Raw genomic sequence first — 13,114 nt, forward strand, 5'->3', positions numbered from 1 at the left:
GCACCGACGGGGCGTGAACCCGGCCGGTGCCGTCGAGGCTGCGGCGTGGTCAGGAGTGGGCGAGGCGGGGGTTCTGGTCGTCCGCCATCGCCGGCCCGCCCTGTCCCTGGTGCCCCGACAGCTCGGACGCGATGCGCACCACGGCGTCCTGCACCCCAGCCGCCGGAACGGCCGCAGCGGTGCCGAGTGCCAGGACGCCTGCGCCGGTGAGCGCGGTCAGAACCGTCTTCGTACGCAGTGCGATGGCGCGCATAGGTCGAACCCCCAGGAAGAGACGGATCGTGATCCGGTCGCCGGGCCTCTCCCCGACGCCGCAACCGATGCTGGGGGCGAGCGATCCCCATGCCGTCCCCGCCGGTTCCCGGCACGGGGCGGGCTCCCGGTACTCCTGGTTTCAACTGTTCCTAGGTGGGCTTCCGGGCGAACAGGAAGGCCTGGGGGGCCGGTTCGCCGAGGGCGGTGTCGGCTTCGCGTACCGTGCGGGAGCCGAGCGCGAAACCGGCGTCCGTGAGCAGTTCCGCCAGGTGCTCGGGGCGGCGCCGGTGGAAGTCCAGCGCCACCGGATGGCCCCAGGGACGGTCGTGGCGGCGGGTGTGCTCGCCGGCCTGGAAGGCGAGCAGGAGGTGGCCGCCGGGGGACAGGACGCGGTGGAACTCGGCGAACAGAGCAGGGAGTTCGTCCACCGGCGTGTGGATGGTCGAGTACCAGGCGACGACACCGGCCAGCGCGCCGTCCGCGAGGGGGAGGTCCAGCATGGAGCCCTGCTCGAAGCGCAGCCCGGGGTTCTCGCGGCGGGCGATGGCGAGCATGGACTCGGACAGGTCGAGCCCGAAGACGTCCAGGCCGAGGGCGGCGAGGTGCGCGGTGACACGCCCGGGGCCGCAGCCGAGGTCGGCCACCGGCCTGCCGGAGCCGACGAGTTCGGCGTACGCGGCGAGCAGGGCCCGGTCGAGGGGCCTGCCCGTGTACGCGTCCCGGAACTGCTCGGCGTAGTCGTCGGCGACGGTGTCGTAGAAGGTACGGGTGGCGGCGAGGAAGTCGTGGGAGTCGGTCATGTCGTGGGAGTCGGTCATGGGGAGGGACCGTAGCCAGGGCCACTGACAGCCAGGGCTTCTGACAGCCCCGGCCTACGTCACCCCCGCCAGCCGCAGCAGCGCCGTCGTCGCCGCCGCGCCCAGGACCACCACTGCGAACGGCGCCCGACTCCCCCGCTCTCGGCTTCGCTCGAGCGGGGGGACCCCCATCGCCAGGACGCCTCCGACCAGCACCCCTGTCGGGCGGGCCCAGCCCGCGAAGCCGCCGCCCTCGGTCAGGGCGCCCGTGGCCAGCAGGGCGACGAGCAGGACGGTGGCGCCCGCCGACGCCAGCTCCTGCACCCGGGCCGGGACCGTGACCCGGCCGTGCAGCAGCGGGCCCACCAGGCGGAAGGCGTACGTGCCGACGGCCAGGGCCAGGATCATGACGACCGTGGCGTTCATACGGCGGCTCCGGCGGGGCGGCGGTGCAGGAACAGCCCGGCCAGCGCGAGCAGCACCGGCACCCCGGCCGGTACCGCGGGCGTCGCCGCCAGGGCCAGGGCGGCGCCGAGCAGGGCACAGCGCCGTACCGTCGCGTCGGCGCGCAGGGTCGGCAGGACCAGGGCCACCAGGACGGCGGGGAAGGCCGCGTCGAGGCCGTAGCGGGCGGTGTCGCCCAGGGCGCGGCCGGCGAGGGCCCCCGCCGGCACGGCGATGTTCCACACGGCGAACAGGCCGAGCCCGGAGATCCAGAACGCCCTGCGCCGCCGCCCCGGGTCGGGCTGGGCGAGGGCGAATGCGACCGTCTCGTCGGTGACGAGATGCGCGCCGAGGAAACGGGTCGCGCGACCGGTACCAATGGTCTCCGCCACCGCCAGGCTGAAGGCCGCCGTACGCGTGTTGAGCAGCAGCCCGGTGGCCGCGGCGGCCAGCGGGCCGCCTCCGGCGAGGAGTACCCCGACCGCGCTGAACTGGGCCGATCCCGCGTACACCACCAGCGACATCAGCACCGGGACCCATACCGGCAGCCCGCCCGCGACGGAGACCGCGCCGAAGGAGACGCCGACGATGCCGCTGGCCAGCCAGACGAGGGAGCTGTCGCGGACCAGCGAGCCGGTCTCGGGTGCGCCGATGCCTGTCCGGCGGGGTGAGCGTGTTCGGAGAAGCGAACGCATGTTTTCTACAATGAACACTGAACGCCCTGTCCGTCAAGGCGAACGATCGTACCGATGGAGCGAACGACATGTCCGAGGCACCGTCCGGGCCGCCCGCCCGGCTCCCGATGGAGTGGATCGCCGCGTCCCTCAGGCGCGAGCGCACCCGCACCGGGCTGTCCCTGTCCGAGCTGGCCAAGCGCGCCGGGATCGCGAAGTCCACGCTGTCCCAGCTGGAGGCGGCGAGCGGGAATCCGAGCATGGAGACGATCTGGGCGCTGGCCGTGGCCCTCGGGGTGCCCTTCAGTGCTCTCGTGGAGCCGCCCACGCCCGCCGTCCAGGTGATCCGGGCCGGCGCGGGACCCACCGTGCACTCCGAGCGGTCCAGCTATCTGGCCACGCTGCTGTCGGCGAGCCCGCCGGGCGCGCGCAGGGATATCTATTACGTCTGGCTGGAGCCCGGGACCGTACGGGATTCCGAACCGCACATTCCCGGGACGACGGAGCACATCGTGGTCACAGAGGGAGGTGTCAAGGCGGGGCCGCGCGGGGAGGCGGTCGAACTGGCGCCCGGGGACTACATGTCCTACCGCGGTGATGTGCCGCACGCTTACGAAGCGCTCACCGCCGGGACAAAGTTCGTACTGATCATGCAGCACATGTGAACCGGAAATGAACGGGAAAGGCAGGAGCCCCGTCACCTTGCGGCGCGGGGCTCCTTGGGTACTGCACTCAGGTTCTGCGATCAGGCAGTGATCAGACGGGGGTGACGTTCTCCGCCTGCGGACCCTTCGGACCCTGCGTCACGTCGAAGCTCACCTGCTGGTTCTCCTCGAGGGAGCGGAAGCCGGAGGCGTTGATCGCGGAGTAGTGAACGAAGACGTCGGGGCCGCCGCCCTCCTGGGCGATGAAGCCAAAGCCCTTTTCGGCGTTGAACCACTTCACGGTTCCGGTAGCCATAAGCCCTCCTTGGGCTCAAAAGGGTTGCCCTGCTCCAGAACCTGCAAGTGCGAAACTGTGCTGCACAACGCATTCGTCTGAAAACGACGAGAGCCCGCGGTCACATGCTCCGCAGGCTCTGTACTGCAAGGGAAACCAAACTGCAACTTGCGGCGAGCCTAGCACGCAGGCAGCCGAAAGCAATAGAGGTCAAGATCACGTCACCCGAATGTTTGAACCGCCGCACGGGTGGGTTGACGGTGGGGCCGGTCTCAGCACGGTACAGCACGGGGTCTAGTCTCGCGATGTGGACAATTCTCGCACCCGGCCGCGCGTCGGCCACATCCAGTTCCTGAACTGCCTGCCCCTCTACTGGGGGCTCGCGAGAACCGGCACGCTCCTCGACTTCGAGCTGACCAAGGACACCCCGGAGAAGCTCAGCGAGCAGCTCGTGCGCGGCGACCTCGACATCGGGCCCGTCACCCTCGTCGAGTTCCTGCGCAACGCCGACGACCTGGTCGCCTTCCCGGACATCGCCGTCGGCTGCGACGGCCCGGTGATGTCCTGCGTGATCGTCTCGCAGGTCCCGCTCGACCGGCTGGACGGCGCCCGGGTCGCCCTCGGCTCGACCTCCCGCACCTCGGTCCGCCTCGCCCAGCTCCTGCTGGCCGAGCGGTACGGCGTGCGGCCCGAGTACTACACCTGCCCGCCCGACCTCGGCCTGATGATGCAGGAGGCGGAAGCCGCCGTCCTCATCGGCGACGCGGCCCTGCGCGCCAACCTGCACTACGGACCCAAGCTCGGCCTGGACGTGCACGACCTCGGGGCCATGTGGAAGGAGTGGACCGGCCTGCCCTTCGTCTTCGCGGTCTGGGCGGCCCGGCGCGACTACCTGGAGCGCGAGCCGGCCCTCACCCGCCAGGTCCACGAGGCCTTCCTCGCCTCCCGCAACCTCTCCCTGGAGGAGGTCGGCAAGGTCGCCGAACAGGCCTCGCGCTGGGAGGCCTTCGATGAGGCGACCCTGGAGCAGTACTTCACCACCCTCGACTTCAGCTTCGGCGGGCCGCAGCTGGCCGCGGTCACCGAGTTCGCCCGCCGGGTGGGCCCGACGACCGGCTTCCCGGCGGACGTGAAGGTGGACCTGCTTCAGCCGTAATCGCCACGGCACTACGCTGCGGGCAGTGAGGCGTACCGGGGGAGAGGCGGGACGCCCCGGGGGAAGAGGGGGACGCCATGCAGCCGCTCGCAGCGGACGAACCGGCCGCCGTCGGGCCCTACCGGCTGCTCGGCCGGCTCGGCTCCGGCGGCATGGGCCGGGTCTACCTGGGCCGCAGCGCGGGCGGCCGCACGGTCGCCGTGAAGATCGTGCATCCGCACTTCGCGCTGGACGAGGAGTTCCGGGCCCGCTTCCGGCGCGAGGTGGAGGCCGCCCGCCGGGTCGGCGGGGCCTGGACCGCGCCCGTCCTCGACGCGGACCCGGAGGCCGCCGTGCCCTGGGTCGCCACCGCCTACGCGGCCGGCCCCTCCCTCGCCACGGCCGTCCGGGACGGCGGCGCGCTGCCCCCGCACACCGTACGGGCGCTGGGCGCGGGCCTCGCCGAGGCGCTGGCGGCTGTGCACGAACTGGGCCTCGTCCACCGGGACGTGAAGCCCTCCAACGTCCTGCTGACCCTGGACGGCCCGCTGCTGATCGACTTCGGCATCGCGCGCGCCACGGACGGTACGGCGTCCCTGACCTCGACCGGCGTCTCCGTCGGCTCACCCGGCTACATGTCACCCGAGCAGATCCTCGGCAAGGGGGTCACGGGCGCGGCGGACGTCTTCTCCCTCGGCGCGGTCCTGGCGTACGCGGCGACCGGTGAGCCGCCCTTCCCCGGCGACTCCTCGGCCGCGCTGCTCTACAAGGTCGTCCACGAGGAGCCGGAACTCGGCGATCTGACCGGTGAGTTGCGGGAGGCCGCGGCCGCCTGCCTGGCGAAGGACCCGACCGCCCGCCCGGCTCCGGCCGAACTGGCCCGCCGGCTCGCCTCCGAGGGCGCCGCCCGCCTGGTCGCCGGCGGCTGGCTGCCGGGCGCGCTGGTGGAACAGGTCAGCCGCAGCGCCGTACACCTGCTGAACCTGGAGACGACGGAGCCGGCGCCGTCGGGGCCGGTGCGGTTCAGCAGTCCTTCGGTGGGCGGGGAATCCGGTGTGGTCCCGCGTGAGCCGGCTCTGGTCGCGGGGGAGTTCGGACCGGCCCCGGTGATGATTCCCCCTGCGCCGAGCGAGGCTCCGGCCGTGCCGTCGGGGACTGCGCCGCAGGACGCGGTGGCGGCTCCCGGGAAGGTCAGCGTCAGCGTGGCGGCGGCCTCCGGGCCCGGGGAGAGCGGGCGCGGGCGGCGGGCGAGCTGCACCGTCGCGCTGGCTGTCGCGGGGGCACTGGCCGCGACCGCCGTGGGGCTCGGGGTGCTGCTGCGGCCGTGGGCCGAAGGGGAGCACGACACGGCGGGCGGCGCGCCGCCCGCCACCGACTCCTCCTCGGCGTCGTCACCCGCCGACGGCTACTCGCAGGAGCCGAGTGCCGCGCCGGGCGCGATCCCGGCCCGCTACCTCGGCACCTGGGAGGGCCGGGCCACCGGACTCGGCGGCAGCCTGGACATGGGCACCTTCCGGCTCACCGTCCACCAGGCGGCCGTCGGCAAGGAGTTGGGGCGACTCAAGCAGACCGACCAGATCGGCGCCGTCTGCACCGACGTGCTCACCCTCAAGCAGGTGACGAAGACCCGGATCGTGGCGACCTCGGTGGGCGCCGAGGGCAACCACGCCGGCTGCGATCCCGCGCCGCACCCCGTGGAGTTGACGCCGGTCGGCGACGACCTGCGGTACACCGCGGAGAGCGCGGCCGAGGGCGACCCGGTGTCGCGGATGTCGAAGGTGGGCTAGGCCGCACGCCCCCGTCGGCCCGCCCTCCCCGGCTGTCATTACTGTGTCTGCGTTGGCGAACGCCAACGGCGCACCACCTCACCGGCCTTGGTCCGGACAACGCGTCACAATGCGCAGCACAGCAGCGCAAAGCATCGCAACGGGGAAGGACGGGGAACGCCCGCCATGGAGACACTGCAGCCGGACGACCCACGGGAGTTGGGCAGCTACCGCATGCTGCGCCGGCTCGGAGCCGGCGGCATGGGCCGGGTCTACCTGGCCCGCTCGCCCGGCGGCCGCACCGTCGCCGTGAAGGTCGTACGCCCCGACCTCGCCGCCGACGCCGACTTCCGCCGGCGCTTCCGGCACGAGGTGGAGATCGCCCAGGCGGTCTCCGGCCACCACACCGCCTCGGTCGTGGACGCCGACCCGGACGCACCGCTGCCATGGCTGGCCACCTCGTACGTGCTCGGCCCGGACCTGACGGACGTCGTGGCCGCGCACGGCGCGCTGCCGGAACACACCGTGCGCGCGCTGGGCGCCGGGCTCGCGGCCGCCCTCCAGGAGATCCACGCGGCCGGTCTCATCCACCGCGACCTCAAGCCGTCCAACGTCCTCCTGGCCGCCGACGGCCCCCGCGTCATCGACTTCGGCATCGCGCGGGCGGTGGACGGCAACCGGATGACCCAGACCGGAGTCGTGGTCGGCTCGCCCGGCTACATGCCCCCGGAACAGGCCCTGGGCCAGGACGTCGGCCCGGCCGGCGACGTCTTCTCGCTGGGCGCAGTCCTCGCCTTCGCCGCCACGGGCCGCAACGTCTTCGGCGACGGCGCCGCCTCGCACGCCGCGATGCTCTATCAGGTCGTCCACGGCGAACCGGATCTGACGGGCGTACCGCAGTCCCTGCTCGGTCTGGTGCGGGCCTGTCTGCTGAAGGACCCGGCCGCCCGGCCCGGCCCCGCCGAGATCGTGACGGCGCTGGCCCCGCAGGGCGTCGAGGGAGTGCTCAGCGACTGGCTGCCCTCGGCGGTGGCGTCCACCATCGCCACCCACGCGGCCGGGATCCTGGACCTCGACCTGGAGGCACCGGAGCAGCCGGCCGCACCGGCCGCCGCACCCTTCTTCGGCCCGGCCCCGACGATGCCGGCCGCCGCCGCGGTGCCCCCGGCGGGTACGCCGGCGGCGGGATACGGCTACCCGCCGGCCGGCACCCCCGCGTCCGCCCACGGCACCCCCGCGCCCGCCCACGGCACCCCCGCGTCCGCGCACGGCACCCCCGCGTCCGCGCACGGCACCCCCGCGCCCGGCCACGACACCCCGCAGCCCGGCACCGTCCGGCTCGGCGCCACGGACGCCTCCTCCCCGGCCCCCACCCGCCGCCGCGCCCTCTCCTACGCCCTCGGCGGGGCCGCCGCCGTCGCCGTGGTCGGCGGGGGCACGGCCTGGTGGCTGTCCCGCAAGGACGACGGCACCGCCACGCCCGACGGCCCGGGCGGCCACGGCAGTTCCGGCAAGCCGGCCGCCGAGACCTTCACCACCCCGCCTCCCGGGGTGGCCCCGCAGCCGCTGTGGCACAAGAGCGCCGCCGAGGACAGCACCGCGACCTCCGTACCGCTCCTCGCCTACGACGGACTGCTCCTGGTCAGCGGCGACCCGCTGGTGGCGTACGACGTGCAGACGGGCAAGCCGCGCTGGTCCAGGAAGGGCATCTGCCGCTCGGGAGCCCCGCTCCTCTTCCACGGCGGCAAGGTGTTCCTGGCCGACGGCGACTTCGACGGCGTCCTGGTCGCCTACGACGTGCGGACCGGCGACGAGGCCTGGCGCAGCCGGCTCGGCAAGAAGCTGAGCATCGAGCGGACCATCGCCATCGACGACAAGAACGTCTACGTCACGCTGACCGACTACGGCCAGGCGAAGAGCGCCACCAAGTACCGCACGGCCGTCGCCGCGGTCAGCCACACCACGGGCCGGACCACGTGGCTGCAGCGGCGCGACTGGGGCACCAAGGACTACGACGTCGAGGGCACCGTCTCCGGCAAGTACCTCGTCTACGCCGACTCCAACTACAACCTCACCGTGCGCGACACCGCCACGGGCGGGCAGCTGTGGACCAAGAAGGTCGGCGACGACTGGAGTTGGCAGCCCACGGCCGCGAACGGGCTGGTATTCCTGCCGGGCGAGCAGCTGACCGCCGTGGACATCGAGACCGGGAAGACGCGCTGGACGCTCTCGCCGAACGGCCGCCGCGGCTTCCACAACCCCACCGTCATCGACGGCGTCCTCTACGCCACCGACTACGACCGCGGCATCTGGGCCGTCGAGGTCAAGGACGCCAAGCGGATCTGGCTCTGCGAGGAGGGCAACCGCGTGCCCAGGGAGACGTTCCTGAAGGCCGGGACGACGCTGTACGCGGCCGCCGGCGCGCTGGGCGGCGGCATCATCTCCCTGGACGCCGGAACCGGCAAGGTCCGCTGGACCTGGGTCGACAACACCGACGCCACCGACTACTGGCAGATCGCCCGGTCGGGCAACCGGCTGCTGGTGACCGGCGGTCAGGAGGTCTACGCGATGCCGGCTGTCTGAGTCCGGCCTTCCCGACCGGCCGCACTCCCTAGGATCTCCCCATGAGCACGGGCGCGTTGGTCCTCGTCGCGGCGCTGTGGGGCGCGGTGGCGGGCGCGCTGCTGCCCCGGGCCGCCTACCGCTTCGCCGCCCCGGACGAGGAGCCGTGGCGGGAGCGGTGCCCGGACGGCCACCCGATCCGCGGATGGCTCGGACGGGCACGGTGCGGCGAGTGCGCGCGGGCGGCGGACGACGCGTCCGCCGCCCTGACCACCGCCACCGCCCTCACCTGCGCCGCCCTCGCCGCCGCCACCGGCACCCGGCCCGAGTTGGGGGTCTGGCTGCTGCTCGCGCCGGTGTGGGTGCTGCTGGCCGCCGTCGACCTGCGGGTGCGGCGGCTGCCCGACCCGCTGACCCTGTCGCTCGCGGCCGCCGGGCTCGTCCTGCTCGGCCTCGTCGCGCTGCTGCCCGAGCACGCCGGTCACTGGCTCACCGCGCTGTACGGCGCCCTCGCGCTCGGCGGCGGCTACTACGTGCTGTACCTGATCAACCCGGCCGGCATGGGCTTCGGCGACGTGAAGCTGGCCCTCGGCATGGGCGCCGTCCTCGGCTGGTACGGCTGGCCGACGGTCCTGCTCGGCACCTTCGCCGGCTTCCTGCTCGGGGCGTTGTACGGCGGCGCCCTCGTCGTCGCGCGACGAGCGGGCCGCAAGACGGTGATCCCGTTCGGGCCCTTCCTCATCGCCGGAGCCTTCGCCGGGCTGCTGATCGGCGCGTACGCGGCCTGAGCGCAGACGGCCGAAACGCCTGGCGTAGGCTGGATCAGTCCGTCCACAACCCTTGACGAAAGGGACCCCTGGTGACCGAGAAGGCCGACCTCCAGTCTGTCCTCGACCGTGCCGCTGCCGGTGGGCGGATCACCCCGCAAGAGGCGCTCGTCCTCTACCGCGACGCCCCGCTGCACGCGCTGGGCGCCGCCGCCGACGCCGTACGCCGCCGCAAGTACGCGGGTGTCGAGCACATCGCGACGTACATCATCGAGCGCAACATCAACTACACGAACGTGTGTGTCACGGCGTGCAAGTTCTGCGCCTTCTACGCGGCCCCCAAGGACACCGCCAAGGGCTGGACCCGCGACCTCGACGACATCCTGCGCCGGTGCGCGGAGACCGTGGAGCTGGGCGGCACCCAGATCATGTTCCAGGGCGGCCACCACCCCGACTACGGCGTCGAGTACTACGAGAAGCACTTCAAGGCCATCAAGGACGCCTTCCCGCAGCTGGTGATCCACTCGCTGGGCGCCTCCGAGGTCGAGCACATGGCCCGTATCTCCGGGGTGTCGGTCGAGGAGGCCATCACCCGGATCCACGAGGCGGGCCTCGACTCCTTCGCGGGTGCCGGCGCGGAACTCCTCCCCGCCCGCCCCCGCAAGGCCATCGCGCCCCTGAAGGAGAGCGGCGAGCGCTGGCTGGAGATCATGGAGGCCGCGCACAGGCTGGGCGTGGAGTCCACGTCCACCATGCTCATGGGCACCGGCGAGACGAACGCCGAGCGCATCGAGCACCTGAGCATGATCCGGGACGTACAGGACCGCACGGGCGGCTTCCGCGCCTTCATCCCGTACACCTACCAGCCCGAGAACAACCACCTGAAGGGCCGCACCCAGGCGACGCTCTTCGAGTACCTGCGGATGATCGCGATCGCCCGCCTCTTCCTCGACAACGTCCAGCACATCCAGGGCTCGTGGCTGACCACCGGCAAGGAGGTCGGCCAGCTGTCCCTGCACTACGGCGCGGACGACCTCGGCTCGATCATGCTGGAGGAGAACGTGGTCTCCTCGGCCGGCGCCAAGCACCGATCCAACCGGCTCGAGATCATCGACCTCATCCGCAAGGCGGGCCGCGTCCCGGCCCAGCGCGCCACGACCTACGAGCACCTCGTCGTGCACGACGACCCGGCGAACGACCCCGTCGACGAGCGGGTGATGTCGCACATCTCGTCCACGGCGATCGAGGGCGGGACGGCACATCCCGAACTGAAGCTGCTCGCGTCCAACTAGAGCCGACCAGGGGTTCCGTGCTGACACTTCACGTCGCCGAGCAGTCGCCCGAGGCGGCGGTTCTGGTCGATGGGGCGTCCGTCGCCGCCGTCGGCCCGTACCGGGAACTGGCCGCCGCCCACCCGCGGGCGAGGGTGCGGCGCTGGCCCGGCATCCTGACGCCGGGGCTGCTGAACCCGTACGGCCCGGAGCTGCTGGAGGCCACGTACCATCCCGACCCGCGCGAGGCCGATGCCCTCGGTACCGAGCCCATCGGCGGGCAACGGGCGCGGGAGATCCTCCGCGCCGACCCCGCCCGCCTCGGCGCGAGCGCGCGGCGCGGGGTGCAGCGGATGCTGGCGCACGGCACCGTGGCGGTGGCCGGGGAGCTGCGGTCGCGGGCCGTGGTCGACGCGGTGCGCAGAGCCGGGCTCGCGATGGGACAGCGGCCGGACCGTCTCCCGGGCCCGGCGGCGCTGTCCCCGACCCCGCTGATCCTGCTGCCGATGCTGGTGCCGGGCGGCCCCGCCCGATTCGCCGTGTTCGACGTCGCGGACCGCGCCGAACTGGTCCGGCGCGGCGCCGGGACCTGCGTGGCGACCGTGATCGGAGGGCGGCTGGTGTACCGCGGCCGCTGATCACGGCTCGTACCGGGGATGCGCCGCATGCCGACGATCCAGGGCGCGATCGGCGCGTTCCGCCGCGAAGCCGTCCTCCAGGCCGGCGGCATGAGTGAGGACACCCTCGCCGAGGACACCGACATCACCATCGCCCCGCACCCCGCGGGCCGGCGGGTAAGCCGCGACTGATCCCGGGATGCCGTGCTGCAAGAATGGGCGGGTGACCCGCGCTTCCCTGAACAAGCAGCCGCACGAAGTCGCCTCGATGTTCGACGACGTGGCGGAACGGTACGACCTGACGAACGACCTGCTGTCGCTCGGCCAGGACCGGCGCTGGCGCAAGGAGGTGGCGAAGGCTGTCGACGCGCGCCCCGCGCAGAAGGTCCTCGACCTCGCGGCCGGTACGGCGACCTCCTCGCTGCCCTTCGCGCAGACGGGGGCGTACGTGGTCCCCTGCGACTTCTCGCTGGGGATGCTCCAGGTCGGCAAGAAGAGGCACACCTGGCTGCCGTTCACGGCGGGCGACGCGACGAGGCTGCCGTTCAAGGACGACACCTTCGACGCCGTCACGATCTCCTTCGGGCTGCGCAACGTGCAGGACACGGACGCCGCACTGCGCGAGATGTACCGGGTGACCCGGCCCGGCGGCCGGGTGGTGATCTGCGAGTTCTCGCACCCGACGTGGGCGCCGTTCCGGACCGTCTACACCGAGTACCTGATGCGGACCCTGCCGCCGGTCGCGCGCGCGGTGTCCTCGAACCCGGACGCGTACGTCTACCTCGCCGAGTCCATCCGCGCCTGGCCCGACCAGCCCGCGCTCGCCGAGCGGCTGCGCAAGGCGGGCTGGTCGAAGGTGGCCTGGCGCAACCTGACTGGCGGTGTGGTCGCGCTGCACCGGGGCTTCAAGGAGAGCTGAGCCCCGGCGGCGGGTGTCGGCGTCTCACCGGTCGATCATCTCGAAGGTGTCCCCGGGCTCGCCCAGTTCGCGTTGCATTCCGCCCCTGGGCGGCCGTGGGATGCGTGGCTCGCGCACGCCCCCGCCGCCCTCGCCCTCACCGAAGTCGAACCACACGTACACCATGGAGTCCCGCGGCACCTCGGCGCCGGGCTGCGGGTACTGCCGTACGACGTAGTCGACGACCGCGAGGTGGAAGTCCGGTCGGTCCGGCGCGTTCAGGAACAGACCCCGCGCCTGGGCCGTCTCGCGCGCGTCCACGGCCATGAGGCCGACCAGACGAGGAACGCGCACTTCGGGTGTTTTGGGTGTTATACGCACAGATGTCACCCCCAGCGGTACTGGCAGGGTAACCCGGTCGCGTGCCGCCCGGAAGCGTCATGTGGCTTTCTGTAACACTTGATTACACTGAGTCACAGATCAAGTCGGTAGCAGCGCCCTTCGCGTGCCGAGGACGGGGTCACGAACGTCTCCGCGAGCCGCATGCCGAGGCGCCGGGTGACCGCGATGGAGCGCTCGTTGCGCGCGTCGACCATCGCCACCACGCGCGGTACCCCCGCCGCCCGCAGCCGCTCCAGCGTCGCCTCGGCGGCCGCCGTGGCGTATCCCCGGCCCCAGTGCGCCCGGCCGAGCCGCCAGCCGATCTCGATCTCGCCCGACGGCCCCCACTCGTGCGGCCACGGCTGGGCCCCGGTGAAGCCGACGAGGTCACCGGAGTCGTCCAGCACCGACCACAGACAAAACCCCCGCTCCGCGTCGTGCCGGCGCTGGCGCGCGGTCAGCTCCTCGTAGACCGAGAGTTCGGCGGACCTGCCGCCGTGGAACTCCATGACCTCGGGGTCGGCGAAGGCCCGGTGCCAGGCGAACGCGTCCTCGTCGGTGGGCACTCGCAGCTGTACTGCGGGGAGAGCTCGGTTCACGGGGCAGCC

Annotated in this window: 16 protein-coding genes; 9 read left to right on the plus strand and 7 right to left on the minus strand. The window is 72.7% G+C overall.

Going from position 1 to position 13,114, the window contains the following annotated elements; translation table 11 throughout:
• Positions 1–49: 49 nt before the first annotated feature.
• From ACWC5O_RS23510 to ACWC5O_RS23525, 4 genes are all read right to left on the minus strand, one after another.
• Entirely contained in the window at positions 50–253 is a 204-nt protein-coding gene (locus ACWC5O_RS23510) for a hypothetical protein (RefSeq protein ID WP_450585310.1), read from the minus strand.
• 151 nt (positions 254–404) lie between these two features.
• Positions 405–1,055, minus strand: coding sequence for a class I SAM-dependent methyltransferase (locus ACWC5O_RS23515; RefSeq protein ID WP_450585535.1), 651 nt, complete (start codon positions 1,053–1,055; stop codon positions 405–407).
• A 72-nt stretch (positions 1,056–1,127) separates the two neighbouring features.
• A complete protein-coding gene (locus ACWC5O_RS23520) occupies positions 1,128–1,478 on the minus strand; it encodes an AzlD domain-containing protein (RefSeq protein WP_450585308.1) in 351 nt (116 codons plus the stop codon).
• Positions 1,475–2,191: an AzlC family ABC transporter permease gene (locus ACWC5O_RS23525; protein ID WP_450585306.1), complete on the minus strand. Its 717-nt coding sequence runs from the start codon at positions 2,189–2,191 to the stop codon at positions 1,475–1,477. Before ACWC5O_RS23525 ends, ACWC5O_RS23520 begins: the two co-directional genes overlap by 4 nt.
• Positions 2,192–2,259: 68 nt before the next feature.
• Between ACWC5O_RS23525 and ACWC5O_RS23530 the strand changes: the two genes are divergently transcribed.
• Positions 2,260–2,835 (plus strand): helix-turn-helix domain-containing protein, encoded by a 576-nt coding sequence (locus ACWC5O_RS23530; protein WP_450585304.1) that lies wholly within the window; start codon positions 2,260–2,262, stop codon positions 2,833–2,835.
• A gap of 91 nt (positions 2,836–2,926) precedes the next feature.
• Here the strand turns inward: ACWC5O_RS23530 and ACWC5O_RS23535 are convergent, their stop codons facing one another.
• Complete coding sequence (locus ACWC5O_RS23535) at positions 2,927–3,130, minus strand: cold-shock protein (RefSeq protein WP_003992177.1); 204 nt, start codon at positions 3,128–3,130, stop codon at positions 2,927–2,929.
• A gap of 286 nt (positions 3,131–3,416) precedes the next feature.
• Here ACWC5O_RS23535 and ACWC5O_RS23540 point away from each other — a divergent pair, with 286 nt between their 5' ends.
• The 8 genes from ACWC5O_RS23540 to ACWC5O_RS23575 all read left to right on the plus strand — a co-directional run bounded on the left by ACWC5O_RS23540 (position 3,417) and on the right by ACWC5O_RS23575 (position 12,146).
• Entirely contained in the window at positions 3,417–4,265 is an 849-nt protein-coding gene (locus ACWC5O_RS23540; protein WP_393467362.1) for a menaquinone biosynthetic enzyme MqnA/MqnD family protein, read from the plus strand.
• Between the two features lie 77 nt (positions 4,266–4,342).
• The gene (locus ACWC5O_RS23545; protein ID WP_450585302.1) at positions 4,343–6,031 is read left to right on the plus strand and encodes a serine/threonine-protein kinase; all 1,689 of its coding nucleotides are present in this window, start codon (positions 4,343–4,345) and stop codon (positions 6,029–6,031) included.
• Positions 6,032–6,196: 165 nt separating this feature from the next.
• The gene (locus ACWC5O_RS23550) at positions 6,197–8,593 is read left to right on the plus strand and encodes a protein kinase domain-containing protein (RefSeq protein ID WP_450585300.1); all 2,397 of its coding nucleotides are present in this window, start codon (positions 6,197–6,199) and stop codon (positions 8,591–8,593) included.
• Positions 8,594–8,634: 41 nt separating this feature from the next.
• The gene (locus tag ACWC5O_RS23555) at positions 8,635–9,360 is read left to right on the plus strand and encodes a prepilin peptidase (protein ID WP_450585298.1); all 726 of its coding nucleotides are present in this window, start codon (positions 8,635–8,637) and stop codon (positions 9,358–9,360) included.
• Between the two features lie 71 nt (positions 9,361–9,431).
• Complete coding sequence (gene mqnC, locus ACWC5O_RS23560; RefSeq protein ID WP_450585296.1) at positions 9,432–10,631, plus strand: cyclic dehypoxanthinyl futalosine synthase; 1,200 nt, start codon at positions 9,432–9,434, stop codon at positions 10,629–10,631.
• A 17-nt stretch (positions 10,632–10,648) separates the two neighbouring features.
• Positions 10,649–11,248: an imidazolonepropionase-like domain-containing protein gene (locus ACWC5O_RS23565; RefSeq protein ID WP_450585294.1), complete on the plus strand. Its 600-nt coding sequence runs from the start codon at positions 10,649–10,651 to the stop codon at positions 11,246–11,248.
• A gap of 27 nt (positions 11,249–11,275) precedes the next feature.
• Entirely contained in the window at positions 11,276–11,419 is a 144-nt protein-coding gene (locus ACWC5O_RS23570) for a hypothetical protein (RefSeq protein ID WP_450585553.1), read from the plus strand.
• Positions 11,420–11,450: 31 nt separating this feature from the next.
• The gene (locus ACWC5O_RS23575) at positions 11,451–12,146 is read left to right on the plus strand and encodes a demethylmenaquinone methyltransferase (RefSeq protein ID WP_450585292.1); all 696 of its coding nucleotides are present in this window, start codon (positions 11,451–11,453) and stop codon (positions 12,144–12,146) included.
• A 24-nt stretch (positions 12,147–12,170) separates the two neighbouring features.
• Here ACWC5O_RS23575 and ACWC5O_RS23580 read toward each other — a convergent pair whose 3' ends face one another.
• On the minus strand, positions 12,171–12,479 hold the full coding sequence (locus ACWC5O_RS23580; RefSeq protein WP_450585290.1) for a PASTA domain-containing protein: 309 nt from the start codon (positions 12,477–12,479) through the stop codon (positions 12,171–12,173).
• 119 nt (positions 12,480–12,598) lie between these two features.
• Positions 12,599–13,105, minus strand: coding sequence for a GNAT family N-acetyltransferase (locus ACWC5O_RS23585; RefSeq protein WP_450585288.1), 507 nt, complete (start codon positions 13,103–13,105; stop codon positions 12,599–12,601).
• Positions 13,106–13,114 lie beyond the last annotated feature (9 nt).

It is taken from the genome of Streptomyces sp. NPDC001450 (assembly GCF_053597295.1).

Bases quoted from the DNA above. Each gene is read 5' to 3' on its own strand.
- ACWC5O_RS23520 (WP_450585308.1), bottom strand. From the start codon at position 1,478: ATGAACGCCACGGTCGTCATGATCCTGGCCCTGGCCGTCGGCACGTAC.
- ACWC5O_RS23530 (WP_450585304.1), top strand. From the start codon at position 2,260: ATGTCCGAGGCACCGTCCGGGCCGCCCGCCCGGCTCCCGATGGAGTGG.
- ACWC5O_RS23515 (WP_450585535.1), bottom strand. From the start codon at position 1,055: ATGACCGACTCCCACGACTTCCTCGCCGCCACCCGTACCTTCTACGAC.
- ACWC5O_RS23510 (WP_450585310.1), bottom strand. From the start codon at position 253: ATGCGCGCCATCGCACTGCGTACGAAGACGGTTCTGACCGCGCTCACC.
- ACWC5O_RS23545 (WP_450585302.1), top strand. From the start codon at position 4,343: ATGCAGCCGCTCGCAGCGGACGAACCGGCCGCCGTCGGGCCCTACCGG.
- ACWC5O_RS23550 (WP_450585300.1), top strand. From the start codon at position 6,197: ATGGAGACACTGCAGCCGGACGACCCACGGGAGTTGGGCAGCTACCGC.
- ACWC5O_RS23555 (WP_450585298.1), top strand. From the start codon at position 8,635: ATGAGCACGGGCGCGTTGGTCCTCGTCGCGGCGCTGTGGGGCGCGGTG.
- ACWC5O_RS23535 (WP_003992177.1), bottom strand. From the start codon at position 3,130: ATGGCTACCGGAACCGTGAAGTGGTTCAACGCCGAAAAGGGCTTTGGC.
- ACWC5O_RS23570 (WP_450585553.1), top strand. From the start codon at position 11,276: ATGCCGACGATCCAGGGCGCGATCGGCGCGTTCCGCCGCGAAGCCGTC.
- ACWC5O_RS23525 (WP_450585306.1), bottom strand. From the start codon at position 2,191: ATGCGTTCGCTTCTCCGAACACGCTCACCCCGCCGGACAGGCATCGGC.